This is a genomic window from Streptomyces sp. NPDC059092, from assembly GCF_042756365.1.
In the GTDB taxonomy this organism is placed as follows: Bacteria; Actinomycetota; Actinomycetes; order Streptomycetales; family Streptomycetaceae; genus Streptomyces.
Map to the genome: position 1 here is coordinate 26,918 of NZ_JBHZEJ010000063.1, position 24,465 is coordinate 51,382.

Annotated in this window: 26 protein-coding genes; 10 read left to right on the top strand and 16 right to left on the bottom strand. The window is 72.7% G+C overall.

The genetic code is table 11. The features are described 5' to 3' along the window. The first annotated feature begins 245 nt into the window (after positions 1–245). The 3 genes from ACFXPL_RS28700 (at position 246) to ACFXPL_RS28710 (ending at position 4,792) form a co-directional block, all read left to right on the top strand. A complete protein-coding gene (locus ACFXPL_RS28700; RefSeq protein WP_384924995.1) occupies positions 246–2,642 on the top strand; it encodes an ATP-binding cassette domain-containing protein in 2,397 nt (798 codons plus the stop codon). A 191-nt stretch (positions 2,643–2,833) separates the two neighbouring features. After that, a complete protein-coding gene (locus ACFXPL_RS28705; protein ID WP_384924997.1) occupies positions 2,834–3,961 on the top strand; it encodes a hypothetical protein in 1,128 nt (375 codons plus the stop codon). A 207-nt stretch (positions 3,962–4,168) separates the two neighbouring features. Then, positions 4,169–4,792, top strand: a complete 624-nt coding sequence (locus ACFXPL_RS28710) for a histidine phosphatase family protein (protein WP_384924999.1) — start codon at positions 4,169–4,171, stop codon at positions 4,790–4,792. A 35-nt stretch (positions 4,793–4,827) separates the two neighbouring features. On the opposite strand, the gene ACFXPL_RS28715 is transcribed toward ACFXPL_RS28710, so the two are convergent. Next, on the bottom strand, positions 4,828–5,544 hold the full coding sequence (locus tag ACFXPL_RS28715) for a CGNR zinc finger domain-containing protein (protein WP_384925001.1): 717 nt from the start codon (positions 5,542–5,544) through the stop codon (positions 4,828–4,830). Positions 5,545–5,600: 56 nt separating this feature from the next. On the opposite strand from ACFXPL_RS28715, the gene ACFXPL_RS28720 reads away from it, so the two are divergent. Beyond that, positions 5,601–6,815 (top strand): MFS transporter, encoded by a 1,215-nt coding sequence (locus ACFXPL_RS28720; protein WP_384925003.1) that lies wholly within the window; start codon positions 5,601–5,603, stop codon positions 6,813–6,815. Here ACFXPL_RS28720 and ACFXPL_RS28725 read toward each other — a convergent pair. From ACFXPL_RS28725 to ACFXPL_RS28745, 5 genes are all read right to left on the bottom strand, one after another. After that, entirely contained in the window at positions 6,802–7,473 is a 672-nt protein-coding gene (locus ACFXPL_RS28725) for an FMN-dependent NADH-azoreductase (protein ID WP_384925005.1), read from the bottom strand. The two genes, ACFXPL_RS28720 and ACFXPL_RS28725, sit on opposite strands and share 14 nt — an antisense overlap. 275 nt (positions 7,474–7,748) lie before the next feature. After that, positions 7,749–8,018, bottom strand: a complete 270-nt coding sequence (locus ACFXPL_RS28730) for a hypothetical protein (protein ID WP_384925007.1) — start codon at positions 8,016–8,018, stop codon at positions 7,749–7,751. Between the two features lie 9 nt (positions 8,019–8,027). Beyond that, on the bottom strand, positions 8,028–10,154 hold the full coding sequence (locus ACFXPL_RS28735) for a HelD family protein (protein WP_384925009.1): 2,127 nt from the start codon (positions 10,152–10,154) through the stop codon (positions 8,028–8,030). A gap of 68 nt (positions 10,155–10,222) precedes the next feature. Next, on the bottom strand, positions 10,223–10,924 hold the full coding sequence (locus tag ACFXPL_RS28740) for a TetR family transcriptional regulator (RefSeq protein WP_384925011.1): 702 nt from the start codon (positions 10,922–10,924) through the stop codon (positions 10,223–10,225). A 28-nt stretch (positions 10,925–10,952) separates the two neighbouring features. Continuing rightward, a complete protein-coding gene (locus ACFXPL_RS28745; RefSeq protein WP_384925012.1) occupies positions 10,953–11,723 on the bottom strand; it encodes a TetR/AcrR family transcriptional regulator in 771 nt (256 codons plus the stop codon). 124 nt (positions 11,724–11,847) lie between these two features. On the opposite strand from ACFXPL_RS28745, the gene ACFXPL_RS28750 reads away from it, so the two are divergent. Further along, positions 11,848–12,873: an ATP-binding cassette domain-containing protein gene (locus tag ACFXPL_RS28750; RefSeq protein ID WP_384925013.1), complete on the top strand. Its 1,026-nt coding sequence runs from the start codon at positions 11,848–11,850 to the stop codon at positions 12,871–12,873. Positions 12,874–12,898: 25 nt separating this feature from the next. Further along, positions 12,899–13,657 (top strand): ABC transporter permease, encoded by a 759-nt coding sequence (locus ACFXPL_RS28755; protein ID WP_384925048.1) that lies wholly within the window; start codon positions 12,899–12,901, stop codon positions 13,655–13,657. 77 nt (positions 13,658–13,734) lie between these two features. Here the strand turns inward: ACFXPL_RS28755 and ACFXPL_RS28760 are convergent, their stop codons facing one another. The 3 genes from ACFXPL_RS28760 to ACFXPL_RS28770 form a co-directional block, all read right to left on the bottom strand. Further along, positions 13,735–14,982: a GNAT family N-acetyltransferase gene (locus ACFXPL_RS28760; RefSeq protein ID WP_384925014.1), complete on the bottom strand. Its 1,248-nt coding sequence runs from the start codon at positions 14,980–14,982 to the stop codon at positions 13,735–13,737. 97 nt (positions 14,983–15,079) lie between these two features. Beyond that, entirely contained in the window at positions 15,080–16,165 is a 1,086-nt protein-coding gene (locus ACFXPL_RS28765) for an asparaginase (RefSeq protein WP_384925016.1), read from the bottom strand. 72 nt (positions 16,166–16,237) lie between these two features. Beyond that, positions 16,238–16,840: an ABC transporter substrate-binding protein gene (locus ACFXPL_RS28770; protein ID WP_384925017.1), complete on the bottom strand. Its 603-nt coding sequence runs from the start codon at positions 16,838–16,840 to the stop codon at positions 16,238–16,240. 168 nt (positions 16,841–17,008) lie between these two features. Here ACFXPL_RS28770 and dtd point away from each other — a divergent pair, with 168 nt between their 5' ends. Beyond that, positions 17,009–17,446 (top strand): D-aminoacyl-tRNA deacylase, encoded by a 438-nt coding sequence (dtd, locus tag ACFXPL_RS28775; protein WP_384925019.1) that lies wholly within the window; start codon positions 17,009–17,011, stop codon positions 17,444–17,446. A 49-nt stretch (positions 17,447–17,495) separates the two neighbouring features. Here dtd and ACFXPL_RS28780 read toward each other — a convergent pair whose 3' ends face one another. The 6 genes from ACFXPL_RS28780 to ACFXPL_RS28805 form a co-directional block, all read right to left on the bottom strand. Continuing rightward, entirely contained in the window at positions 17,496–18,476 is a 981-nt protein-coding gene (locus ACFXPL_RS28780) for a YgfZ/GcvT domain-containing protein (RefSeq protein ID WP_384925021.1), read from the bottom strand. An 11-nt stretch (positions 18,477–18,487) separates the two neighbouring features. Next, the gene (locus ACFXPL_RS28785; protein ID WP_384925022.1) at positions 18,488–18,967 is read right to left on the bottom strand and encodes a Fur family transcriptional regulator; all 480 of its coding nucleotides are present in this window, start codon (positions 18,965–18,967) and stop codon (positions 18,488–18,490) included. An 82-nt stretch (positions 18,968–19,049) separates the two neighbouring features. Next, positions 19,050–19,622 (bottom strand): FABP family protein, encoded by a 573-nt coding sequence (locus ACFXPL_RS28790; protein WP_384925024.1) that lies wholly within the window; start codon positions 19,620–19,622, stop codon positions 19,050–19,052. Between the two features lie 208 nt (positions 19,623–19,830). After that, positions 19,831–20,643, bottom strand: a complete 813-nt coding sequence (locus ACFXPL_RS28795) for a hypothetical protein (RefSeq protein ID WP_384925026.1) — start codon at positions 20,641–20,643, stop codon at positions 19,831–19,833. After that, positions 20,640–21,392, bottom strand: a complete 753-nt coding sequence (locus ACFXPL_RS28800) for a hypothetical protein (protein ID WP_384925028.1) — start codon at positions 21,390–21,392, stop codon at positions 20,640–20,642. The genes ACFXPL_RS28795 and ACFXPL_RS28800 overlap by 4 nt, the downstream gene beginning before the upstream one ends. Then, positions 21,389–22,171, bottom strand: a complete 783-nt coding sequence (locus ACFXPL_RS28805; protein WP_384925030.1) for a hypothetical protein — start codon at positions 22,169–22,171, stop codon at positions 21,389–21,391. The genes ACFXPL_RS28800 and ACFXPL_RS28805 overlap by 4 nt, the downstream gene beginning before the upstream one ends. Before the next feature lie 105 nt (positions 22,172–22,276). Here ACFXPL_RS28805 and ACFXPL_RS28810 point away from each other — a divergent pair, with 105 nt between their 5' ends. The 3 genes from ACFXPL_RS28810 (at position 22,277) to ACFXPL_RS28820 (ending at position 24,024) form a co-directional block, all read left to right on the top strand. Then, complete coding sequence (locus ACFXPL_RS28810; protein WP_384925032.1) at positions 22,277–22,654, top strand: DsrE family protein; 378 nt, start codon at positions 22,277–22,279, stop codon at positions 22,652–22,654. A 115-nt stretch (positions 22,655–22,769) separates the two neighbouring features. Continuing rightward, positions 22,770–23,492: a VOC family protein gene (locus ACFXPL_RS28815; RefSeq protein ID WP_384925034.1), complete on the top strand. Its 723-nt coding sequence runs from the start codon at positions 22,770–22,772 to the stop codon at positions 23,490–23,492. A gap of 121 nt (positions 23,493–23,613) precedes the next feature. After that, entirely contained in the window at positions 23,614–24,024 is a 411-nt protein-coding gene (locus ACFXPL_RS28820; protein ID WP_384925036.1) for an ester cyclase, read from the top strand. Between the two features lie 79 nt (positions 24,025–24,103). Here ACFXPL_RS28820 and ACFXPL_RS28825 read toward each other — a convergent pair whose 3' ends face one another. After that, complete coding sequence (locus ACFXPL_RS28825; RefSeq protein ID WP_384925050.1) at positions 24,104–24,448, bottom strand: DUF3099 domain-containing protein; 345 nt, start codon at positions 24,446–24,448, stop codon at positions 24,104–24,106. Positions 24,449–24,465 lie beyond the last annotated feature (17 nt).

Sequence of the window (24,465 nt, forward strand, 5' to 3'; positions counted from 1 at the left end):
CCTGCACGGCAGACCAGCAGGTCGCGGTGTCCGCCGTACCGGTCGGCCGCGGACCGCGTGCGGCGGCCGTCCCGTACCGCCGGCTCCCCGTCCGCCCGCGCCGCGTCCGGGCCGGGCGGTGCCGACCGGCGTCGCGAGGACCCGCCCGCGCGACCGATGCTTCGCGCAACCGGTTCTTCGCGTAACCGATGCCCGTGGCTGATGCCCGTGACCGACACCCCGCGCAACAGATGGAGAGCACCACGATGAGGACGGACAGACCGCACGCCGCAGACAGTCACGAGCTGATCCGCGTGCACGGCGCGCGTGAGAACAACCTCAAGGACGTCAGCGTCGAGATCCCCAAGCGCCGGCTGACGGTGTTCACCGGTGTCTCCGGCTCGGGCAAGAGCTCCCTGGTGTTCGGCACGATCGCCGCGGAGTCGCAGCGGATGATCAACGAGACGTACAGCGCCTTCGTGCAGGGCTTCATGCCGACGCTGTCGCGGCCCGAGGTCGACGTCCTCGAAGGGCTGACGACCGCGATCATCGTCGACCAGCAGCGGATGGGCGCCGACCCCCGTTCCACCGTCGGCACCGCCACCGATGTCAACGCGATGCTGCGCATCCTCTTCAGCCGGCTCGGGCAGCCGCACATCGGCTCGCCCAACGCGTTCGCCTTCAACGTTCCCTCGGTGCGGGCGAGCGGGACGATCACGGTCGAGCGGGGTGGCCGCAAGACCGAGAAGCAGACCTTCAACCGCACCGGCGGCATGTGTCCGCGCTGCGACGGCAGGGGCACGGTCTCCGACATCGATCTCGCCCAGCTCTTCGACGACTCCAAGTCGCTCGCCGAGGGCGCGATCACCGTCCCCGGCTACAAGACGGACGGCCACTGGACCGTACGGATCTTCATCGAGTCGGGTTTCTTCGACCCGGACAAGCCGATCCGTGACTACACCGCGGCCGAGATGCGGGACTTCCTCCACCGCGAGCCCACCAAGATCAAGATCAATGGCATCAACCTCACCTACGAGGGGCTGGTCCTCAAGGTCCAGAAGTCGTTCCTGGCCAAGGACCGGGAGGCCATGCAGCCGCACATCCGGGCGTTCGTGGACCGGGCGGTCACCTTCACCGCCTGCCCCGAGTGCGACGGCACCCGGCTCGCCGAGGCGGCCCGGTCGTCACGGATCGGCGGGATCAACATCGCCGACGCGTGCTCGATGCAGATCAGCGACCTGGCCGCCTGGGTACGCGACCTCGACGAGCCGTCGGTGGCACCGCTGCTCGGGACGCTGCGGGAGACCCTGGACTCGTTCGTGGAGATCGGCCTCGGCTATCTCTCCCTCGACCGGCCGGCGGGCACGCTCTCGGGCGGCGAGGCGCAGCGCGTGAAGATGATCCGGCACCTCGGCTCCTCGCTCACGGACACCACGTACGTCTTCGACGAGCCCACCAGCGGCCTGCACCCGCACGACATCCAGCGGATGAACAGCCTGCTGCTGCGGCTGCGGGACAAGGGGAACACGGTGCTCGTGGTGGAGCACAAGCCGGAGACGATAGCGATCGCCGACCATGTCGTCGACCTCGGCCCCGGCGCCGGTACGGCGGGCGGCACCATCTGCTTCGAGGGCGGCGTCGAGGGGCTGCGGGCCGCCGGCACCCTCACCGGGCGCCATTTCGACGACCGGGCCGTCCTGAAGGAGACGGTGCGCAAGCCCACCGGCGCGCTGGAGATCCGCGGCGCGACCGCGAACAACCTGCGGGACGTCGACGTCGACATCCCGCTCGGGGTGCTGGTCGTCGTCACGGGCGTCGCCGGCTCCGGCAAGAGCTCGCTCGTCCACGGGTCGCTGGTCAAGGGTGCGGGGAGCGACGGTACGGGGCCCTCCGACACGGGCGTGGTGTCGATCGGGCAGGGCGCGATCCGCGGGTCGCGGCGGAGCAACCCGGCGACGTACACCGGACTGCTCGACCCGATCCGCAAGGCGTTCGCCAAGGCCAACGGGGTGAAGCCGGCGCTGTTCAGCGCCAACTCCGAGGGCGCCTGCCCCCAGTGCAACGGCGCCGGCGTCATCTTCACCGACCTGGCGATGATGGCGGGCGTCTCCACGACCTGCGAGGAGTGCGAGGGGAAGCGGTTCCAGGCGGCGGTGCTGGAGCACCACCTCGGCGGCCGGGACATCAGCGAGGTGCTCGCGATGCCGGTGACCGAGGCCGAGGAGTTCTTCGGCGCCGGTGAGGCGCGCACCCCGGCCGCGCACGCCATCCTCGGCCGGCTCGCCGATGTCGGGCTCGGCTACCTCAGCCTCGGCCAGCCGCTCACCACGCTCTCCGGCGGCGAGCGGCAGCGGCTCAAACTGGCCACCCACATGGCCGAGAAGGGCGGCGTCTACATCCTCGACGAGCCGACCACCGGCCTCCACCTCGCCGACGTCGAGCATCTGCTCGGCCTCCTCGACCGGCTCGTCGACTCCGGCAAGTCGGTCATCGTCGTCGAACACCACCAGGCGGTCATGGCGCACGCCGACTGGATCATCGACCTCGGCCCCGGCGCGGGCCACGACGGCGGCCGGATCGTCTTCGAAGGCACCCCCTCCGACCTCGTCACCGCCCGCTCCACCCTCACCGGCGAACACCTCGCGGCCTACGTCGGCACCTGACCGGGAGGTCTGAACGCGCGGCGCACGAAGGGTTCATGGCCGGCCTGGAGCGGGACGGGGCTTCTGACGGCCCGGACGCGTGAGCCGCTCGCTGACGGGGCGTGTACGGAGCGGGTCGTGCGGCCGTCCGGTGCGCGAAGCCCGTCGCGGGGGCTTCCGGTGGCCGGCGGGCCGGGGGACAATCGCCCTTTGTGACGATCACAGAGACCAGCGGGCCCACCGAGTCCCGCCGCATCGGGCCCGCCGCGCTGCTGGGCAGTCTGCTGACCGGTGCCGTGGTCGGCGCGGCGGTGGCGTCCGTGGTGGTCGGGATCATCATCGGGAAGGCCATGCTGTGGGGCGCCGGTGCCGGGTTCTTCCTGTTCGTCGTCCTGGTCACGGCCCTCTCGGGACGCCGGGCGCGGGCACGGACTCCGAGGCCCGAGAAACGTACGGCCCTCGCGATGATCGAGAGCCGGCGGGCGACCAACGGTGAACTGGCCGACGTCCCGGTCAGTTTCGTCCTGACGGTCGCCGCGGAGGACCGCCCCGCCTACCGGGTCGCGTTCTCCCAGTCGATCAACCTCGTCGACCTCGCCGACTATCCGCTGCGCCGCGTCGTGGTCGTCGAATACCCCGCGAACGAGCCGTGGGACGTCAGGATCGTGACCCGGCCGGACCAGGAGTGGGCGCGGCGGGCCGCCGAGGCGTCGATGGACTCCGCCCCCGAGTCCACGCTCGTCAAGAACCCGAGCCGGGAGGGGACGTACTGCCTGGCCTCCCTCCTCGCGATCCTCCTCGGTGCGGCGGTCATCGTTCTGCTGTTCCGCGCCGATCTGTTCCGGGAGGACCACGGGGCCGGCGGGAAGGGGGCCGGCGGCGGAACCGGGGGTGCCGAGGTCTCCGTCTCCGCCTCGGCCTCCCTCTCCTCGCGTACGAGCACCACGCGGACCACCGAGTCGATGCTGCGGGACGGAGGGATGCGCCGCACGGTCGACGCGCTGGCCATGGCGGGGGTCCTCACCGCCACCGAGTTCCGGATCGAGGAACACAGCATGGCGGCCGAGGGCGTCGGGGACGGCGCCGACAGCGGTACGGGTGGAGGTGAGCCGTCTTTCGCGCTGCGCTCCCTCCCGTACGAACGCCTCCCCGCCCTGGTCCGCGAGGCGCGCACCACCTCCGGCGCCGGTGACGACGGCTCCTGGCGCATCGACATCGGCCACGACGCGAAGACCGGCGCCCTGGTCATCCGCGTCACCGTCACGGACTCCCGCGGCTCCGCCACCCTCCGCGCGGACGCCCAGGGCCGCGTCGTCGAACCCGCGACCGCCCCGCGCTGACCCCAGCCCCGTCGCTGCGTGGAACCGGGCCGGCGGCCCCACGCGTAGGCCCCGACCACGCGGGCAGGGGACTCGGCGTCCAGATCCTGGCGGGCGAGATCGCCAGGACCGTCGCGGCGTGGCTCCCCATCCGGGAGAGTGGCCGGGGCAACTCGCCGTACCAGGCGGCGAGTCGTCGTGGCCCAGATGAAGTGAGAGGCACAGACGATGATGAGCACCGCCCCCCGTTTTCTCCATCTCGCCCGGCACGGCGAGGCGTCGGCGGACGAGACCGCGCTGACCGGGGACGGCCGCCGCCAGGCCGTACTTCTCGGCCAACGGCTGCGGAGCGTACCGCTGTCGGCGGTGCACCACGGTCCGCTCGCCCGGGCCGAGGAGACGGCCACGCTGCTCGCCGGACAGCTCGACGGCGTGCCGCGGCGCGTGTCGGACGCGGCCGGGGACTACGTCCCGCACCTGCCGCGGCGGGAGGAGCTGCCGCCGGACTCCGCCGACGCCATGCTCGCCTTCCTCGCTGGGGTGACGGAGGAGGAGGCCCGGGCCGGCGCCGCTCTGGCGCGCGAGGCGCAGGCGGAGTTCACCGGGCCGGTGGCCGGGGACACGCCTCGCCACGAGCTGGTCGTCACCCACAGCTTCCTCATCGGATGGCTGGTCCGCGCCGCCCTCGACGCGCCCGCGTGGCGCTGGATGGGCCTCAACTTCGCCAACGCCGCGCTGACGGTGATCCGTTACGCGCCGGGCCGGCCGCCGTCCGTGCTCTGCACGAACGACATGGGGCACCTGCCCGCCGAGCTGCGCTGGACCGGTTTCCCGCCCGAACTCCACGTCTGAGGGGCTGGGTTCGGGCGGTCAGGCGGTTCGGACGGTCAGGCGGGTCGGGCGGCGCGGCGGTGCGCGTCGCGGCGGTGCGCGGCCACCCTCTCGCGGGTCGCGCACCGCCGTGAGCAGTAGCGGCGGGCCGGTCCGCCGCCCTGTGTGAGGAAGACGTTCCGGCAGCTCGGCGACGCGCAGAGGCCGCCCGGCGGGCGCTGGTGGTCCCAGATCAGCACCGTCAGGGCGAGGCAGGACGAGGCGAGCAGCCACTCCCCCCACGGCGCCTCGTCATCGCTGTCCAGGTGCGGATGCCAGTCCGTGAGGCCGTTGTGCGAGGTGAGGCGTACGGTGCCGGTGCTCCGCCGGAGGAGACGGTTCAGGCCGGCCGCGGCGGTGTCCACGTCGGGCGCGGCGAAGACCTCGCGCAGGAGCAGCGCCGCCGTACGCATCTCCGCGATGTCGTCCGCGGAGAGTTGTACGGGGCCGGGCTCCCCGTGGGCGAGCAGGACCCCGGCGACGGTGTCCGGGGCGGGGAGCGGGGCGGGGCCCTCGCTGTCGGCCTTGCTGTCGGCCTTGCCGTCGTCCTCGCCGGTTGCGTGACTCCCGTACAGGGTCAGGGCGTTGACCAGGGCGACGGTCCGGTGCGCGGCGGACCGTACCGACAGCCGGGCGGACCGGTCGGCGGGACGGTGGCCGGGGTCGCGGGCGAGGCCGGGGTCGGGGTCGAAGTCAGGGTCGGGGGCGGGGGCGGGCGGAAGAGACGGCTCCATCCGGCGAATGTAACGCACCTGGTGAACCTTTGCGTTACATACGTAACGTGCTCCGCATGAAACAGCGTTACGCGCTACGGGTGTACGTCGGCGGTGCCACGGCGGCCCGTACCGGAGACGAGATGTCGGGCCCGGCCCTGCTGCTGGCCGCGCTCGCGGCCACCGGATCCGCGGCGACGGCGTCGACGCTGCTGGCCGGGGTCATGATCTCGGCGGCCGTCGGCGGACCGCTCTTCGGCGTCCTCCTCGACCGGTCGGCCGCGCCGGGGCGGCTGCTGGGCGGGGCGCTCGCCCTGTACGCGGCGGGGCTCGGCGTCATCCTGGTCCTGCTGGGGCTGAGCCGCGTGCCGGTCCATCTGGCCGTCCTCGTCGCGGTGGTCGCCGGACTCCTGAGCCCGGCCCTGTCCGGGGGATGGACCTCGCAACTGCCGCGCCTGGTACCGCTGGAGGGGCTGCGGCGCGCGACCGCGTTCGACGCGATGACCTTCAACCTCGCGAGTCTGACGGGGCCCGCGCTGGCGGGCGCGGTCGCGGGCCTCTACGGGGCGCGGGTCGGGGTGATCGTGTCCACCGGGCTGATCTGCGCCGCCCTGCCGTCGGCGCTGGCGCTTCCCTCCCCTGCTTCCTCTCCCGTCCCCCGTACCTCCCTCGTCCCGGTGGCCGTCGGCCTCGGCACCGAACTCGCCGCCGGGTTCCGCGCCCTCGTCCGCGCCCGGCCGCTGGCCCGCGCGACGGCGGCGTCCGTCGTCTCGGGCGTGGGCAGGGGCATGCTGATCGCCTGCTGCCCCCTGCTCGGCGAACGGGCCTTCGGTGCGGCCGACCGGGGCGCGCTGCTGCTCGCCGTCGTCGCCGCCTCCGCCCTCGTCGCCAACGCGGCCCTCACCCGCGCCGCTTCCCTTCAGGGGCTCGCGCCGGACACCGTCCTGTGGCTCGGCAGTGCCACCGCGTCCCTCGGCCTGCTCCTCGCGGCGACGGGCCGGCCCGCTCTCGTTCCGGCCGCGCTGGTACTGGTCGGCATCGGGGAAGGCCCGCAGCTCACCGCCCTCTTCGCGATACGTCACCGGGAGGCGCCCGACCGGCTGCGGGGCCAGATCTTCACCACGGGCGCCAGCCTCAAGATCACCGGGTTCGCCGTCGGGGCCGCCCTCACCGGACCGGTCGCCGCGTGGTCGCTGCCGGGCGCGCTGCTGACGGCTGCCGGGTGCGAGGCCCTGGCGGTGGCCGTCTGCGCCGCGTTCCGGCTCCGGGAGGCGCGCCTCAGGCGGCCTTGAGCGCGACGGCCTCGGCCAGCGCCGCGTCGATCGCCTGCTTGCGCTGCTCGGGGCCGTAGTTGATGCCCTGGGCGCGGACGAATTCGAGGTTCCGCACCCCGAGGAAGGCGAAGAAGCTGGTGAGGTAGGTCTCCTGGTGGTCGAACGACGCCGTCGGGGTGTCCGCCACGTACTCACCGCCGCGCGAGGAGGCGACGATGACGCGCTTGGCGCCCGCCAGTCCCTCGGGGCCGTCCTGGGTGTAGTGGAAGGTCTTGCCGAACACGGCCAGGGCGTCGATCCACGCCTTGAGCTGGCTGGGTATGCCGAAGTTGTACATCGGGGCGCCGATCACGACGACCTCGGCGGCCAGGAACTCCTCCAACGCCTCGTCGAGCTTGCTCAGTTCACCCAGGGCGCGGGCACCCGCGTCGAGGTCGGTGCCGGAGACGGACCCGGAATCGGCGCCCGAGCCGTCGTCGGCGCCCCGCGCCGCCGAGGCCGACTTGAGCTTCAGGATGGCCTCCGAGTGGTGCGGCAGCGGCTCGGCGGCGACATCGCGGTACGTGATCTCCAGGCCGGGGTGCTCATCCCTGAAACGGGCGACGACGGCGGCCGAGATCCGGCGGCTGGCCGACTCGGCGCCCGAGATGCTGGAGTCGATGTGCAGAAGCTTCATGAAGGGTGCCGCCTCGTTGGTGCGCCCGGAACACCTGGGTCCGGTTCATCTGGACATGGACGGAATACCGCTGTACGACCGCATACGGATGGCTCTCCGCTTCCTGCCGAGAGCAACGTACAGGCCATTGTTTCCCCATGGCGGACCGAGGTGCCCGGCGAGCGCTCCTGACGGCGGATCAGGCGAGGGGTACGGAAGCCGAGCATGTCGGTACGGCGTCGAGCGCGGCCGGCGTGGCGTCGTCGAACGTGATCGCGCCCGCCGCGATGTTCACCTCAAGACGGCACCCAGGCGATCTCCTCGGCGGAGCGGAGCGCGGGCATGTCCTCGTCGTCGCGCGCCACGAGGCTGTAGGGGTTCTGTACGCGGGCGGTGCCCGCCGGGTCCGCCCGGCGCAGCGCGTCGAGGCTCACGCTGCCGAGTCCGATCGTGCCGATCTTGGCCTCGTCGCGCAGCGCGGCGCCCGCAGTTCCTCGGGCCGCTGGGCGGGACGGAGCCCGGCAGGTCCGACCGCCGACCGGACCGTCCGTAACAGCCGTAGCCACAGCGGAAGTTCACGACACCCCGGGCCCCTGCCCCAACTCCCCCGGCAGCGGGCGGGCGTGCACGATGTGCAGGCGGGAGACCGCGCGGGTGAGCGCCACGTACAGGCGGTGCGCCCCGCGGGCCTCGGCCGCCAGTACCGCCGCCGGTTCGACCAGGACGACGTGGTCGTACTCCAGCCCCTTCGCCGCCGTCGCGGGCAGCACCGTCACCCTGGCCGCCGGCGCGCCGAGGTCGTCCGCCGTGACGGTGGCGATCCCGGCCCCCGCGAGGACGGTACGGAGCCGGTCCGCCTCGGGCCCGGCGGCGATCACGCCGATCGAGCCCTCGCGGGCGAGCGCCACCCGTACCGCGTCGGCCACCACCGCGTCCAGCCCGCCCGGACCGCCGCCCTCTCCCACCCGGCTGATCGTCAACTCCCCCGCGCCACGCAGGGAACGGGCCGGCGGCACGTCGACGTCCAGCGAGGCGAGCAGCAGGTTGGCGAGTTCCACGACCGAGCCGGGCACCCGGAATCCGGTGGTCAGCGAGATCACGGGCGCGTCCGGCCGGCCGAGGTGGGCGAGGAGGGCGGGCCAGGAGCGGGCCGCCCACGGGGTGGTGCCCTGTGCGAGATCGCCCAGCACCGTCAGCGAACCGAAGGCCGCGCGGCGCGCGATCGCGCGGCACTCCATCGGGGAGAGGTCCTGCGCCTCGTCGATGACGACGTGGCCGTACCCCTCGGGGTGTTCGATCAGCCCGGCGAGTTCGTCCAGCAGCACCAGATCGGCCGCGGACCAGGGCAGTTTCCTGGCCGCCCGGGGCCCCGAGGGGAGGCGGGCGCCCGCGCGGAGGATCGCCCGGCGCTCACCGGGCGTGAGGAGGGTGTCCGCCGACGCCGCCGGATCGGCCAGCACTCCGGCCAGCACCTCTTCGGGGCTCACCTTGGGCCACACCGCGTCCAGGTACGCGGTGACCGCCCGCGAACCGCCCACCCGCCGTACCCACAGCGCCGACCGCGGACCCGAACGCCGCTCCGCCCGGAGCTGAAGAGCCCGTACGGCGCGGCTGCGGACCCGCTCCCTGCCGACGCCGTACGGGGGCGCCTCGGCCCGCACCTCCGCGACGGTACGGGCCAGTTCGTCGGGTTCGAGGCGCCAGCGGTACGAACCGTCCGCCACGGCGAGCGGCGCCAGGGAGGACGCGGGCCCCGCGACCCGTCCGTACAGAGCGCGGCGCAGGACCTCGGCCATACGGGCGTCGTGCTTGACGACCGCCGCCGCCTCCGTGTCGTGCGTCCGCACCGGATGGCGCGCGATCTCGTCGCCGACCGTCGACTGGCGGATGCCGATCTCGCCGAGGGCGGGCAGCACTTCGGAGATGTAGGAGAGGAACGTCCGGTTGGGCCCGAGGACCAGCAGCCCGCCGCGTCGCAGCCGCTGCGGGTAGGTGTAGAGGAGGTACGCGGCGCGGTGCAGGCCGACGGCGGTCTTGCCGGTGCCGGGCGCGCCCTGGACGCAGAGGGAGCGGCCGAGTTCCGACCGTACGAGTTCGTCCTGCTCGGGCTGGATGGTGGCGGCGATGTCACGCATGGGCCCGATGCGGGGGCGCTCGATCTCGCCGGTGAGGATGGCGCTCCCGGCGGCGTCCGTCGCCCCTGCCGTCACCGTCCCCGTCCCCGCCGCCGCCCCGGAGTCGAGAAGCTCGTCCTCCAGGCCGGTCAGGTCCTCCGGTTCCCCTTTGCTCCACGGGGCCCACCCGAACCTGCGGCGCACGGCCACGCCCTGCGGGTCGGCGGCGCTCGCACGGTAGAAGGCGCGCGCGACGGGCGCCCGCCAGTCCACCACGAGGGGCGGGGCGGCGGGGTGTTCGGAGATCCGGCGGCGGCCGATGTGGTAGCTCTGCCCGTCGTGGTCGCCGGCGGCCGGGCCGCCGGTGAAGTCGAGGCGGCCGAAGAACAGCGGGCTGTCGGGCTCCTGCCGCAACTCCTCGGCGTAGCTGCGCAGATGGCGGCCGAGGACCTCGGCGTCGGCGCCGGAGGCGAAGGCGTTCTCGCCGGTGACGATCTGTTCGTGCGCGTCGTCCACCATGCCGGTCAGCGCGGCGCGGCAGGTCTGGTGGTAGGTCCGTTCCTCGTCGAGTGCTTCGGCTGCGGTCATTCCACCAAGAATAGCGTGACCGAGTAAAAAACCTTACCGAGTTAACCAAATGACGGGCGAGGACCCCGTCACCAGAGGCCGAGTCCGCTGCGCAGCCGCTCGAAGGCCAGCTCCGCCGAGGCCACCGCGTCGGGATACACCGCCCCGGCCGGCTCGCCCGCCGCGATCCGCCGCCAGTTCTCCTGCGCGAGGACACGGTGTACGGCGACGATCTGCGCCGCGCCGAGCGCCCCCTCGATCCCGCTCCCGAGGGCGGCGGCCAGCGCCTCCTCGGAGCGCCGCTGGTATCCGTACAACCGGGCCACCAGGCTCGGCGTCCCGTACAGCAGCCGGTGGTAGGCGAGCACGCCCTCGGCGTCGTTGAGCCCGGTCACCGGGTCGCGCCGGTCGAGTCCGGTCAGGAAGTGGAGGCGCAGCGCGTCCAGCGGGCGTACGCCGTCGGGCCGGCCGGAGACCACGCGGGCGGCCTCGTCCTCGTGGTCGGCGAAACGGTGCAGCACCAGGTCCTCCTTGGCCGGGAAGTACCGGAAGAGGGTGGGCTTGGAGATCTCGACGGCGGCGGCGACCTCCGCGACCGGGACCCGGTCGAAGCCCTTCGCGAGGAAGAGCGCGATCGCGGCCTCCGAGATCTCCTGGTAGCGCCGGCGTCTCTTCCGCTCCCGCAGACCGACATCGGAGTGGGGCGCGGAGTCGGAGCCCGGGTGGGGGTCGAGATGGGGGCCGGGGTGGAAGTCGGGGTCGAGGACCTCGTTGTCGCCGTCGCCGTTCATGACGGTGAAGCCTACGGGTGCGGCGCGCTCACCCCTGCCGCCGGATCCGCGCCTCCACCCCGTCCAGAAGGCAGTTCAGGCCGAAGGTGAAGTCGGCGTCCGGTTCCCCGTCCTCCTCCAGGCCCCCCTCGGCCAGCAGCCGGGCGACCGACGGGTAGCGGGCCGGGTCGGCCAGACGCCGGAGGGTGCGCCCGTACCCCTCCCTCACCTGCCGGGCCGACGCACCGCTCGCCCCGACCGCCGCGTCCAGATCCGCCATCAGCAGCGCCTCGTTCCGTACGAAGCCGCTGACCAGCAGGATCACCGAGATCCTGGTTCCGTCGTCGAGGCCCGTACCGTCCAGTGCCACCATCCCCTGTTCCCACCACGCCACCATGTGGGGCGTGCTGGGCGGGCCGGAGACCGGAAGGCGCAGCGACCACAGGTTCCGGTGGAACGCCTCCCGCTGCGCCGTGGCCCACCAGGTCAGCGCCTCGCGCCAGCCGAGCGCCGGGTCCGTCGGTGGGGGCGGGGCGCCGATCGCCTCCTCCAGCATGAGGATGTACAGCTCGTCCTTGGCGGCGACGTACCGGTACAGCGACATCGTGGAGACGCCGAGCTCCTTGGCGACCCGCCCCATCGAGACCGCGCCCAGACCCTCCGCCGCCGCGAGGCCGACCGCCGCGTCGACGATGCGCGCCAGGGTGAGGCCGGGCCTCGGCCCCTTGGACGGGCGTTCGCGCAGCCCCCAGGCCGCCTCGATGCTGGCGGGAAGCCCCGTACCGCCCCCCTCGGCCGTGCCGCCCGCGTTGCCCGTCATCGCCGTACCCCTCTTCTCCCGCTCCCCGCCGCTTGACTCCCATCCTAGTAATGCGTAACCCTTACACAGTAACGCGTATGCCATACGCAGAAGAAGCGGAGAAGCAGGAGAAGGAGGAGTGACCGTGCGTTCAGACACGACAGGCACAACAGACACGGCAGACACGGCGGCCACCGCAGACACGGCCATCGAGGCCACCGGCCTCGAAAAGTCCTACCGGGGCACGGGGAAAGCGGCCGTCCGCGTACTCCGCGGCATCGACCTCCGCGTCGAGCGCGGCACCGTCTTCGCCCTCCTCGGGCCCAACGGCGCCGGCAAGACCACCGCCGTGCGGATCCTCACCACCCTCACCACCCCGGACCGCGGCACCGCCCGCGTCGCCGGGTACGACGTCGTCACCGACCGGCGGCGGGTACGCGGCGCCCTCAGCCTGACCGGACAGTTCGCCGCCGTCGACGAGAAACAGACCGGCGAGGAGAACCTCCGCATGATGGCCCGCCTCGGCGGGCTCTCCCGGGCCGCCGCCCGCCGCCGCGCCGCCGAACTCCTCGACCGGTTCGGCCTCGCGGGCTCCGGCCACCGGCTCGCCGTCACGTACTCCGGCGGCATGCGGCGCCGGCTCGACCTCGCCGCGGGGCTGGTCGGCGCCCCCGAGGTGGTCTTCCTCGACGAGCCGACGACCGGCCTCGACCCGCGCAGCCGCCAGGAACTGTGGCAGGTCGTACGGGACCTCGCCGCGCGGGGCACCACCGTCTTCCTCACCACCCAGTACCTGGAGGAGGCCGACCGGCTCGCGGACCGTGTCGCCGTCATGGACCGGGGCCTGATCGCCGCCGAGGGCACCGTGGACGAGCTGAAACGCCTGGTCTCCGGCCACCGCCTCGACCTCGTCCTCACCGGTCCCGACGCCTACCTGCGCCTCGCGGACCGCGCCGTGCACCACGCCCCCGCGTCGCTCACCCTCGGCCTGCCGACCGACGGCACCGCCGCCCACGTACGCGCCCTGCTGGACGAGATCGATCCCGACGGTACGGAGGTGGCGCGCTTCGCCCTGCACAGCGCCACCCTCGACGACGTCTTCCTCTCCCTCACCCGCTCCACCCCCGCGTCCGCCCCCGACCTCGGCCCCCAGGAGCCCGCCCGTGTCTGACGCCCTCGCACCCGGACCCCGCGCCCTGACACCCCGCGCGCTGCCCCACTCCGTCACCCTGGCCGGGCGCGGCATCCGCCTCAGCCGGCGCAACACCGACGCCGTCGTCACCTCACTGATGCTGCCGGTCATGATGATGCTGGTCTTCGTCTACTTCTTCGGCGGCGCCATCAACACCGGTACGGAGTACGTCACGTACGTCGTCCCCGGCGTCCTGATCCTCTGCGCCGGCTTCGGCTCGGCCGGCACCGCCGTGAGCGTGAGCGAGGACATGAAGGGCGGCATCATCGACCGCTTCCGCTCCCTCGACGTCGGCGGCGCCCCGGTCCTCGCCGGGCATGTCGCGGCGAGCGTCGTCCGTAACCTCGTCTCGACCGCGCTCGTCCTCGGAGTCGCCCTGCTGATCGGCTTCCGCCCGGCGGCGGGACCGGCCGCCGCGCTCGCCGCCGCGGGCATCCTGGTCGCCTACATCACGGCGATGTCCTGGCTCTCGGCGGCGGTGGGGCTGCTCGCCAAGTCCCCCGAGGCGGCGTCCGGGTTCACCTTCCTCGTCCTGTTCCTGCCCTATCCGAGCAGCGCCTTCGTGCCCATCGGGACGATGCCGACATGGCTGCACGGCTTCGCCGACCACCAGCCGGTCACCCCGGTGATCGAGTCGCTGCGCGGACTGCTGCTGGGGCTGCCGGTGGGTACGGCGCCGTGGCTCGCGCTGGCCTGGAGCGCCGGGATCCTGGCGGTCGCGCTGGGGCTGTCGGGCGTGCTGTTCAGGTCCCGGACCTCATGAGACCGGTCGCCTCCCTCCGCCCTTCCCCCTCGCCCCTTCCTCCCGTTCCGCTTCGCCCGCTCCGCTCCGCCGGCCGCTCAGAAGACGTCCGGGCACCAGGGCCGCCGCGGCGTACGGAACAGCGCCTCCGCCACCGCCACCGCCCCCGGCCGCTCCTCCGTCACCGTCCCCAGCGCGGCGAGCCGCAGCGCCGACTCGTCCCCCAGGTACAGCGCGCCCAGCTCCCGTACGTCCAGGGCCAGATCGGCCGGCTCCGCCGTCGGCGCACAGCTCGCGCCCTCCGGCGACGCGTCCAGCCGGAAACGGCCGGCCGCCAGGCCCGCCGCGTCGTGGATCTCCAGCACCAGCGTGCCGGGGACGGCGTACGTACGCGCCTCCAGGGCCCGTACGACATCCAGGATCCGTACCCACAGGAAGTCCGAGTGCGTCACGATCCGCGCCGCGCGCGGGTCCGGCAGGAAGTGCGGGAGCAGGTCGTCCGGCGCACGGTGGCCCGTCCTGACCGTCGTGACCCAGTCGATCGAGCAGACGAACCGCCACAGCGCGCGCCCGGCCGCCGGGGTCAGTGCGATCAGGTCCCGTACGCTCGCGGTGTTCAGCGGCTGCTTGGAGTCGCCCCAGGCGCCGTCGGACGCGTAGACGGCCAGCCCCTCCACCTCGCCCGACGCCGAGCGGTACACGGCGTGGTACGGCTCCGTCCACGGAAGTCCGTTGGACGTCTGCCCGGTGAACGCGCCCCACCAGCGCTCGTCCCGGTCGACCGCGCCCGGCTGCCGCGCCCGGAAGCGCTCGTGCAGCTCGGGGCCGAGCTTCCGTACGTCCGCGCCGTCGACCAGGTCGATCCGGCCACCGTCCTCGGCGCCGGGGCCGGACCACCGCGGGTCGAGCCCTGAGCGCGCCACGTCGATCGCCCACTCGGTGATCCACGCGGCGGGCCCGAAGCCGTACCGGCCGTAGATCGGGTACTCGGCGGCGATCAGCGTGGCCACGGTGTCCCCGCGCTCCTTCGCCCGCGCGAGATCGGCGCCCATCATCCGGCCGAGCAGCCCGCGTCGGCGGTGGGTGGGCGAGACGGTGACGTTGGACACCGCGTCGGCGGACAGCACCGCGCCGCCGGGAACCGTCAGCTCCTGGGCGAAGGAGCGGAACGTCGCGACGCACCGTCCGTTCTCGAACGCCCCCTGGGTACGGTCGAGGTCGGCCCGCGCGCACCGCCACTCCACCGTCTCGTCCGCGTCGGTCGGCGCCCGCAGGAAGCCGGTGTTCACCGCCCGGTTCCAGTCGGGGAACTCGGCCTCGGTGACGGTACGGACCTCGATGCTCATGGTCCGCACGCTAGGCGCAGACGCACGGCCGCCGCATCCCGATTTCCGCCGTCCCGAGGCGGGGGCGTGCCGCGGCCCCGATCGCGCCCCCGGCGCCCTAGAAGGCCGCCCGTACCGCCCCGACCTCCGAGGCGCCGCCCAGCAGCGGCGCCCGGCCGATCCGGCCCAGCACCTCCGCCTCGACACCCAGGAGCTGGAGCGCCCGCGCCAGCACCGGGCCCATGGCCCGCGCCCCACCGTCGTCGATCTTGAACGCGAGCGCGCGGCCGTCCGCCAGCGCCACCGCCTGGACGGCCTCCGCGCCCATCTTCGACAGCGTCCCCGGCACCTCCCGCATCAGCCAGGTGTCGGAACGGCGCGTGCCCGCCACGTACTCGGGGTGCGCGCGCATCGCCTCCGCGACCCGCCCCTCGGCCGTCGTCGGCGCCGCGAGGACGAAGTGCCGGAAGGCGCGGGCGAGTCCGGTGAGGCTGAGGGCCATCAGCGGGGCGCCGCAGCCGTCCGTACCGACCGTGGGGACGTGTTCCCCCGCCGCCTCCTCGACCACCGTCAGCACGAGCTGCTGCAACGGATGGGCGGGGTCGAGGTAGCTCTCCGTCGGCCAGCCGTTGAGCGCGCAGACGGCGAGCATCGCCGTGTGCTTGCCGGAGCAGTTCATCACGATCCGCTCGCGCACCCCGCCCGCGGCGAGGTACGACTCCGCCTCCACCGGATCGAGCGGCAGGTCCGGCGGGGTCTGGAGGTCGTCGGGGGTCAGGCCGTACTCGGCGAGCATCGTCCGGACGAGATCGAGGTGGAAGCCCTCGCCGGAATGGCTCGCGGCGGCCAGCGCCAGCCGCTTCCCGGAGAGTTCGAGACCGGCCCGCAGCACGGCCGCCGCCTGCATCGGCTTGTTGCTGGAGCGCGGGAAGACCGGCGCCTGGGCGTCGCCCAGCTCCAGTTCGACCGTACCGTCCGCCGCGAGCAGCACCATCGAACCGCGGTGGCGTCCCTCCACGAAGCCGGACCGGACGACCTCGGCGAGGACCGGCGACGGCGGAAGCGCCCGAGCGCCGCCGGAGACACCGGTGCCGATGCCCGTACCCGTACCGGCGCCAACACCCGTACCGGTCCCGGTTCCGGGGCCGCGGGACGTACCGACACCGACCGCGGTGGACGTGCTGCTGGGCGTGCTGGAGGTCATCCTCGGCCTTCCGGAGGGGAGCAGGAGGGGGCAGGAGGGGCCCCGCCCACGCGCGAACGGACCGCCCGTCCACTACATGAGCAGGTCGTCCACCTGTGCTTCACCTTCACGGTACCTGCGCGCGATCTCCGCGCTGCAATCGTCCGCCGTCCGCTGAAGCTGGTGACGGCGGCGCGAGAGCTGCCGCTCGTTGCGGACCAGCCGCCCCATCGCCGCGTGCAACTCCTCGTCCGTACGCGCCTCCAGGTCCGACAGCTCCACCTCCGCCAGCGTCTCCGCGGCCAGCGCCCGGTACTCCGCGCTGCGCGGCGTGGAGAGCGTGACGTGCCGGGCGGAGCTGCGGTGGCGCGACGGGGCGTCGGTGAGGATCTCGGAGAGCCGGTCGAGCAACGGGGTCTCCGGAGCCGTACGACGGGCCAACTCGGCGCGCAGGATGTCGATACGGCCCTGGAGCAGCCGCCGCAGATAGCTGAGGTCCCCCTCGTCGCGGTGCGAGTCCCGGCGCAGCGCGCGCAGTTCGGGCAGCCTCAGCAGACCGAAGTCGTACGGCCGGGGCGCGGGCAGCGCCCCCTCACCGCCGGCCACGGGCCCACCCGTGCCGACCCCGCTGGTCGTACGGGTCGCCGGTACGGTACCGGGCGGCTGCCCGGCTCCGGATGTGCTCGATGTGCTCATCGCGCGTACTTCCCCTCACTCCGCTGGGGAGACCCGTCCCGCACTCCGCTGGGGACCCCCCTCCCTCGACGGGTGCCTGCCGCGCACCGCCTCCCGTGCATCGTGCCACTCCTGGCGCCCGGTATGGGGGCGGTCTGCACCCGTTCGGCCCCCGATAGATTGGTCCGCATGCGAGCAGTGGTGCAGAGAGTCGACGGCGCGAGCGTCCAGGCCGTGACCGGGGCCGGGACGGAAACCGTCGGCGAGATCGTCGGCGAAGGACTGTGTGTGCTGGTGGGAGTCACCCACGAGGACACGGTGGAGCAGGCGCGGAGGCTCGCCGACAAGCTCTGGTCGATACGGATGCTGGAGGGCGAGAAGTCCTGTTCGGAGGCGAACGCCCCGCTCCTGGTGATTTCGCAGTTCACTCTCTACGGGGACGCCCGGAAGGGCCGCCGCCCCACCTGGAACGCCGCCGCGCCAGGTCCGGTGGCCGAACCGCTGGTCGACGCGGTGGTGGCGCGACTGCGCGAGCTGGGGGCGAAGGTGGAGACGGGCCGGTTCGGAGCGGAGATGCGTGTCTCGCTCACGAACCACGGCCCGTTCACGGTGCTGCTGGACTTCTGACCCGTACGGCGGCGGGGGCGCGGCAGAGCGGGCCCCCGCCCTACGGGCCCTACGGCTCGACCACGACCTCCTGCGCCGCCGCCGTGTCCCCCGCCAGCAGCGGAGCGTCCACCGGCACATTGCGCTTGACCAGCGCCAGTGCGATCGGCCCCAGCTCGTGGTGGCGGGCCGAGGTGGTGATGAAACCGAGCTGGCGCCCCTCGGGGCCGTCCGCCGCGAGCCGCACCGGCGTGCCGTGCCCCGGGAGGTGGACGTCGCTGCCGTCGAGGTGCAGGAAGACCAGCCGGCGCGGCGGCTTCCCCAGGTTCTGGACGCGCGCCACGGTCTCCTGGCCCCGGTAGCACCCCTTGTCGAGGTGGACCGCGCCGCCGATCCACCCCAGCTCGTGCGGGATGGTCCGGTGGTCGGTCTCGAAGCCGAGCCGCGGCCGGTGGCCCTCGACGCGCAGCGCCTCGTACGCCAGGATCCCGGCCGGCGGGCCGTGCTGCTCCGCGTACGCGGTCAGCTCGGCGCGCGGCAGGAAGAGATCACGGCCGTGCGGGGTCTCCCGTACGACGGCGCCCTCCGGGACCGGGGCGATGGAACCGGCCGGGAGGTGGACGAGCGCGAAGTCGTCCGTACGGTCGGCGACCTCGACCCGGTAGAAGAACTTCATCGACTCCAGATAGCCCACCAGGGCTTCCCGCGTCCCGGGCTCGACATGCGCCCAGACCGTCTCGCCGTCGTCCACGAGGTACAGCGCGTGCTCGACGTGGCCGTTCGCGGAGAGGATCAGCGCCTCGGTCGCCCGGCCCGCGGGCAGCTCCGTGACGTGCTGGGTGATCAGCAGATGCAGCCAGCTGAGCCGGTCCGCGCCGGTGACGGTGACGACGCCGCGGTGCGAGAGGTCGACGAAGCCGGTGCCGTCGGCGAGGGCGCGCTGCTCGCGGAACAGATCGCCGTAGTGCGCGGCGACGCCTTCGTCCTGGCCTTCGGCCGCGACGGCTCCGGGCAGGGCGAGGAGAGGACTGGTGGTCGAATGTCGCTGCATAGTCATGAAGCCTACGACTCGGCCGCGCCCGTCGTTGTTCCCGTCGAGGATTCCGAGGAGCCGGCTGCCGCGGCGGTGGCCGTGCACTCCTGGCAGCGGCCGAAGATCGCGAAGTGCTTCATGTCCGTCGTGAAGCCGAAGTCGTTCCGCAGCTTCGCGGTGAACTCGGCCGCGACCTCGGTGTCCGCCTCGATCACCTCCGTGCAGTCCCGGCACACCAGGTGTATGTGGTGGTGCCGGTCGGCCAGGTGGTACGTCGGGGCGCCGTGCCCGAGGTGGGCGTGCGAGACGAGGCCCAGCTCCTCCAGCAGCTCCAGCGTCCGGTAGACCGTGGAGATGTTCACCCCGGAGGCGGTCCTGCGCACCTCGCAGAGGATGTCGTCAGGGGTCGCGTGTTCAAGGGTGTCGACGGCTTCGAGGACAAGCTGGCGCTGCGGGGTCAGCCGGTAGCCGCGCTGCCGCAGATCGCTCTTCCAGTCGGTGCTCACCACGCCCCCAGTGTAGGCAGGCGTGGCGGTACCCCGGCCGCGCCGTCCGGCCGACCGCGCGCGGACCACTTCGCGGACTCGCGGACTACTTGAAGAAGGCGATGCCGTCGTCCGGAAGGTCACCGAGGTCCTTGGCCCACTCGGCGACCTGCTCGGGGCTGACGACCTTCTTCAGGTGCGCCGACATGTACGGGCGCAGCGGCACGTCCGGGGTGGACTTCTCGCCCACCCACATCAGGTCGCTCTTGACGTACCCGTAGAGCCGCTTGCCCCCGCTGTAAGGACCGGAGGCCGCCGTACGGGCCACCGCGTCGGTCACCAGGTCGATCTGCGGCTTCTGGGCCCCCAGCTCGCCGTACCAGACCTCGACGACGCCCTGGTCGCGCACCATGACGACCTCGACCTTGCGGTCCTTGTCGATACGCCAGAAACCGGACTCGGACTCGATCGGCCTGACCTTCTTGCCCTCGCCGTCGAGCGCCCAGGTGTGCGACACGTACTCGATGAAGTCCCGGCCGTCGTGGCTGAAGGAGACCTCCTGGCCGAAGTTGGCCTTCTCCTCACCGGGGAAGTCGAAGACGCCGACGCCTTCCCAGTCACCGAGGAGGAAGACGAGCGGGACGAGGTCCGGGTGCAGGTCCGAAGGGATCTCGATCATCAGCGCTGGCCCTGGTACAGCTTCTTCACGGCCAGACCGGTGAAGGCGAGCACGCCGACACAGACGAGGACCAGCAGGGTAGCGAAGAAAGCCTCAAGCACGGGGTGCTCCTCGGATGAACGGTATGACGCGGTACGGCCGGGCCCCAGCCTAATGGGTGGGGCGCCGGCCCTCTCGCCGAGGTGCGCCAAGGGGCGTACGCCGGGGCTCAGCCGAGGAGCTGGCCCTGGAGCACCACGGTCTGGTGGAAGGGAACGACGGGGGTGCCGCCCTTCCGCTCGTGCACGATCAGCCCGATGGTGTCCCCCGCCGCGACATACGCGTGCCGGGCCTGCGTCGGGCCGTACGGCTCGGGCTCCGCGTAGACGTCCGTACTCACGAACATCTCGGAGCCTGGCGGCGAATCCGGCCAGGACTTGTCCGGCTCCGCACCGGGTGCCGAGGCCACCGACGTACCCACGCCGCTCCCGAACACCGCGCCGTGCTTGAAGCCGGTCGCGAGACCGGACGACGGGAACCGCAGCAGGTAGACCCTGGAGACGGTGCCGTCGGGCATGGTCCAGCCCCGGGCGGCGATGTGCCGTACGGCGAAGTCGTCCAGCAGCGTCGTGAGGGCGCCGCGCTGCTCTGCCGTGTACTCGGACAGGTACCGCTCCGTGCTCACCCAGCCGCCGGTCAGCTTCTTGTCCGGCGTGGCACCCGCCGGGGCCCGGAGCAGCAACGCGCGGAGATCGGCATGGTGGATCTCTCCGGCGTTCTCCGGGTTGAAGGGGCGCGGGGAGCCGGACGGCAGGGCGGGCAGGGAGAGCCGCGGATAGTCCCAGCGCCCGTCGCCGTGCGTCGAGAGCCCCGGGACATCGGTGCGCTCCATCCCGCCCACGCCGTACGCCGCACCGGTCCCGAGCCCGGCGAACACGGCCACGGCGACGGCCCACCGACCGACCGCACGCAGCACACGACGGGGCGGGCGCGGGGCCGGGGCAGGCGCGGGGGCGGGGGCGGGGGCGGCCTGCTCGGTCATACGTTCCCCCCCGGGGCGGCGATGCGGTCGAGCTGGTCCTTCACCAGCTCGGCGACGGTGGACTGGTTGAGCGGCATGCCCTGCGCGACCACGATGGCGAGCAGGTCGCCTTCGTACGCCAGGCAGGTCATGGTCCCGATGTCGGGCGTCCCCTCACTCTCGGACTCCTCGGTCTCCACGGAGCACGAGGAGTTCTTCCGGCCCTCGATGACCGGCCCCTCGCGCTCCCCGTCCGAGCGCTGTGACCCGTCCTCGTACCAGCGGCGGGCGCCGTACGCGTCCTTGACCGCGATGAGGGACACGTCAACGGTGAGCGCGCCCCCGGGGAAGGTGTACGAGCGGAGCGCGACGCCCTCCATCCCCATCCGGTCGATCTCCTTGTTCACCTGCCGGCGTACGGCGGCAGGAGCGTCGTAGTCGTCCGCGGTCGCCTTCATCATCTCGGTCGACTGGCCGGCGGTCAGCTCGGCGTCGTTCCCGTACGCGCCGATGTCGGGTCCGAGCACGTAGCCCGGCGGCACCGGCAGCAGCTTCCGGGTCAGGTCGGTATCGGCGCGGCCTCTGCCGATGGGCCCGGCGGGGTCCTTGGCCGGCTTGGCCCGGCTCTCCGCCCACACCGTGGTGGGAGCGTTCCGGTCCGCTCCGTCGACGGTGGCCCTGATGAACGCGAACCCGCCGCCGAGGGCACCGGCGACCAGGAGAGCGGGCAGTACGGTCCCGAGGAACCGGTGCGTGCGACGGTCGTTCACAGGCGCTCCACCTGGTCCTCGATCAGTGTCCGGATGTCCTTCTCGCCGATCGGCCCGCTGTCGAAGAGCTGGATCTTGACCAGCACATCGCCCCGGTGCGCGGCGGCGTACGCGCGGTACCGCAGAGGCGTCCCGTCACCGGCGTCGTAGACGTAGTAACGGCCCTTGGCGGTGCCCTCGACGGGGTTGCCCGAGCCGGAGCGCGCGATCATCCCCCAGGGCAGCGCCTCCAAGGCGGCGGTGGCGTGCGTGCCGACGCTCGGCCGGTACTGGGCCAGAACGATGTTCCCCTGCCGGTCGCCGCTTCCTGTCCAGGCCGTACCGGCGACCCGTCGGAGGCCGTTGTCCAGCGCCGAGGAGAACGCGTAACCGCCGCCTTCGAAGTACTGGGCGTAGGTCCTGACCGACACCCAGCCGTCCTCAAGCCACGGCACCGCAGTCTCCCGCGTACCGGCCGGCCTGTCGATCAGCAGCCCACGCAGATCGCCGTCCATCCTGACCTGGTTGTCCTCCTCGGCGGAGAGCGGCTTCGGCTCCTCCCCCGCGGGCAGCGGTTTCGCCGGGTACGCCAGCCCGGCCTGGGCGAGCGTCGGCAGGGGCGTCGGCGGCCGGTCGGCCTGGATGGCGTACCCCGTGGCCGTCCCGCCGACGATGCCGAGCACCGCGGCCACGGCGATCAGCAGCGCCGTACGGCCGCGTCTTCGCGCCGGTAAGGCCACCGGAGACGGCGGCTGCGCCTCCGGAGCGGCCGTCGGCTCCAGAGCTGGCTGAGCTTCCAAAAGAGTCCCCCCACGAGACCTGAGGCGCGGGTTCCGTTACCCGCGCACAGATCTGACCCGCCACGACGAAGGGGGGTTGTAGCGCGGCGGATTACGATTCGGCACATGCAATCCGCCGAGAACGCCAAGAAGCTCGTGATCAAGGTGACCGCCGGGGCCGACGCCCCCGAGCGCTGCTCCCAGGCGTTCACGGTGGCCGCGGTCGCCGTGGCCAGCGGGGTGGAGGTCTCGCTGTGGCTGACGGGCGAGTCGGCGTGGTTCGCGCTGCCTGGGCGCGCCGCCGAGTTCGAACTGCCGCACGCCGCACCGCTGCCCGAGCTGATCGAGTCGATCCAGGCGGCGGGGCTGATCACGCTGTGCACGCAGTGCGCCGCCCGGCGGGACATCACGGAGAAGGACGTGCTGGACGGGGTACGGATCGCGGGCGCGCAGGTCTTCGTCAGCGAGATCATGGCCGACGGCGTCCAGGCGCTCGTCTACTGACGGGTTCCGGGACGGCGGCGTGAGCGCGGGGCGTTAATGAGTTGACCGGTCGGCGCCCTCTGGGCAGGCTCCAGCCACCACCTGGACGAAAGCCTCCTTGATCGGGGACCGAGGGATGACTGCTCACCTCCACGCGCTGTGCTTCGACGCGAACGACCCGGCCCGTCTCGCGCGTTTCTGGGCCGGCGTCCTGGGCTGGGAGAAGACCGACGACCCCTCCGGTGGCGTCACGCTCCTGCCGGACGACGACACCGGGTTCCGGATCCGGTTCGTCCCGACCGAGGAGCGGAAGTCGGGCCCGAACCTGATGCACTTCGATCTGACGAGCACATCTCTCGACGACCAGCGGGAGACGGTCGCGAGGTCGCTGGAACTCGGCGCCCGCCACATCGACATCGGCCAACTCCCGGAAGAGGGCCACACCGTCCTCGCCGACCCCGAGGGCAACGAATACTGCGTCATCGAGCCGGGCAACGCCTTCCTCGCCGACTGCGGATTCATCGGAGCGCTCGCGGGCGACGGTTCGCAGGAGGTCGGGTACTTCTGGAGCGAGGCACTGGGCTGGCCGCTGGTCTGGGACCAGGACCAGGAGACCGCGATCCGTTCACCGCACGGCGGTCCGAAGATCACGTGGGGCGGTCCGCCGCTGATGCCGAACACCGGGAGGAACCGGCTGCGTTTCGACCTCGCCCCGCCCGCCGACGGCGAGCGGCAGGGGGAGATCGACCGTCTCGTCGCCTTGGGCGCGACGCGGACCGGCACCGGGCGCGACGAGACCGGCGGGGTGGCGATGACCGACCCCGACGGCCGCGAGTTCTCCGTACGGGCCCCTCGATGACGCGGCGGATCCGGAGGTCGCGACCGGTCGGCGACCCGCCTACCGTGGAAGAGGAGGAAGGGGCGGCCGCGGCGGCCCGGACCGGCGTGGCCCGCCCGACAGCACGACGCCGAGGAGCGCCATGTCACGCAACAGCAACCTCGCCACGTTGGAGAAGCTCGGATCCGCGGTCAACGGCAACCGTCTCGGCGAACTCGACGACTTCTTCGTGTCCGACTCGGTGGACCACGACCCGGCTCCCGGGCAGGTCCCGGGCCCCGAGGGGTACGAAGAGATGTTCGCCACGATGAAGCGGGCCTTCCCTGATCTGCACATCGACGTCGAGCACGTCGTCGCCACCGACGACGAAGTCGCGTTCGCGTACACCATCACGGGGACGCACCTCGGGGAGCTGATGGGGCACGGCGCGACGGGCCGGACGGTCAGCTACCGGGGCATGCAGATCAGCCGGTTCGCCGACGGGAAACTCGTCGAGCGGTGGGGCAGCAGCGACGAACTCGGCATGCTGCGTCAGCTCGGCCTCACGCCGTAGCCCGCCTCACGCCGTAGCCCCGCAACCGCCGTAGCCCCGCAGCGCAAGCGGCCTCGTGAACGTGAGCGGCCTCGTGCCGCTACGGGCGGTTCCGGCGTTCCAGCTCGTCCAGCCACCGGTCGTTCTCGTCGTTCTCGTGGCCTGCCGGGGGCTCGTCCCACCAGCGGTCGTCCTTGTCGCGCGTATTGCCCACGATGGCGGCGACCGGCGGGATCAGCAGGGCGACCACGCAGAGCGCGATGGCCGCGGGGACGGACCAGATGCGTACGAAGGCTCCGGCGGAGACGAAGAGGATCAGGCATCCGCCCATGAGCAGGAAATACCGGCGACGGCGTCGCGCGTACATATCTTCAGCGTACGACTCCGGCGGACCGACCGGAACGGCGCGAAGAGCATCACTCGCGCACGCGCGGAAGGGCCGCACCCCGGTCCGTCCCCCGG

Bases quoted from the DNA above. Each gene is read 5' to 3' on its own strand.
- ACFXPL_RS28700 (WP_384924995.1), top strand. From the start codon at position 246: ATGAGGACGGACAGACCGCACGCCGCAGACAGTCACGAGCTGATCCGC.
- ACFXPL_RS28710 (WP_384924999.1), top strand. From the start codon at position 4,169: ATGATGAGCACCGCCCCCCGTTTTCTCCATCTCGCCCGGCACGGCGAG.
- ACFXPL_RS28715 (WP_384925001.1), bottom strand. From the start codon at position 5,544: ATGGAGCCGTCTCTTCCGCCCGCCCCCGCCCCCGACCCTGACTTCGAC.
- ACFXPL_RS28720 (WP_384925003.1), top strand. From the start codon at position 5,601: ATGAAACAGCGTTACGCGCTACGGGTGTACGTCGGCGGTGCCACGGCG.
- ACFXPL_RS28725 (WP_384925005.1), bottom strand. From the start codon at position 7,473: ATGAAGCTTCTGCACATCGACTCCAGCATCTCGGGCGCCGAGTCGGCC.
- ACFXPL_RS28735 (WP_384925009.1), bottom strand. From the start codon at position 10,154: ATGACCGCAGCCGAAGCACTCGACGAGGAACGGACCTACCACCAGACC.
- ACFXPL_RS28740 (WP_384925011.1), bottom strand. From the start codon at position 10,924: ATGAACGGCGACGGCGACAACGAGGTCCTCGACCCCGACTTCCACCCC.
- ACFXPL_RS28745 (WP_384925012.1), bottom strand. From the start codon at position 11,723: ATGACGGGCAACGCGGGCGGCACGGCCGAGGGGGGCGGTACGGGGCTT.
- ACFXPL_RS28760 (WP_384925014.1), bottom strand. From the start codon at position 14,982: ATGAGCATCGAGGTCCGTACCGTCACCGAGGCCGAGTTCCCCGACTGG.
- ACFXPL_RS28765 (WP_384925016.1), bottom strand. From the start codon at position 16,165: ATGACCTCCAGCACGCCCAGCAGCACGTCCACCGCGGTCGGTGTCGGT.
- ACFXPL_RS28770 (WP_384925017.1), bottom strand. From the start codon at position 16,840: ATGAGCACATCGAGCACATCCGGAGCCGGGCAGCCGCCCGGTACCGTA.
- dtd (WP_384925019.1), top strand. From the start codon at position 17,009: ATGCGAGCAGTGGTGCAGAGAGTCGACGGCGCGAGCGTCCAGGCCGTG.
- ACFXPL_RS28780 (WP_384925021.1), bottom strand. From the start codon at position 18,476: ATGCAGCGACATTCGACCACCAGTCCTCTCCTCGCCCTGCCCGGAGCC.
- ACFXPL_RS28790 (WP_384925024.1), bottom strand. From the start codon at position 19,622: ATGATCGAGATCCCTTCGGACCTGCACCCGGACCTCGTCCCGCTCGTC.
- ACFXPL_RS28795 (WP_384925026.1), bottom strand. From the start codon at position 20,643: ATGACCGAGCAGGCCGCCCCCGCCCCCGCCCCCGCGCCTGCCCCGGCC.
- ACFXPL_RS28810 (WP_384925032.1), top strand. From the start codon at position 22,277: ATGCAATCCGCCGAGAACGCCAAGAAGCTCGTGATCAAGGTGACCGCC.
- ACFXPL_RS28815 (WP_384925034.1), top strand. From the start codon at position 22,770: ATGACTGCTCACCTCCACGCGCTGTGCTTCGACGCGAACGACCCGGCC.
- ACFXPL_RS28820 (WP_384925036.1), top strand. From the start codon at position 23,614: ATGTCACGCAACAGCAACCTCGCCACGTTGGAGAAGCTCGGATCCGCG.